This window comes from Limimaricola sp. G21655-S1 (genome assembly GCF_027213785.1).
Taxonomy (GTDB): Bacteria; Pseudomonadota; Alphaproteobacteria; order Rhodobacterales; family Rhodobacteraceae; genus Limimaricola.
On sequence record NZ_JAPWGO010000419.1, the window covers coordinates 1 to 247 of the forward strand.

Below are 247 nucleotides of genomic sequence, written 5' to 3' on the forward strand. Positions count from 1 at the left end.
GGCACCTGCCATCCTGAACGCCAATATTACTGTCCCTTCGCTGCCGCCCGGCAGGCCAGATGTGCGCAGGCAACCGATTGCCATGAATCTGGCTTCTGTGCGCGATTGGAGCCCGCAGGCGCCGTTTCTTGATCATTTCAAAACCGCGCGCGCCTGGATCGGTCATTTGCCCGGCCGTTGGGGCGGTGTTACCGAAGACGAATTGCGTGACGCAGGATACCTTGATCCGGATGGCTGGCCCTTGGCC

At 61.1% G+C, this 247-nt stretch carries 1 protein-coding gene; it reads left to right on the forward strand.

What is annotated here, in order from left to right:
- Positions 1 to 247, forward strand: a 247-nt coding sequence (locus tag O4G76_RS21310; RefSeq protein WP_269399086.1) for a hypothetical protein, incomplete at both ends; no start/stop codon positions are given.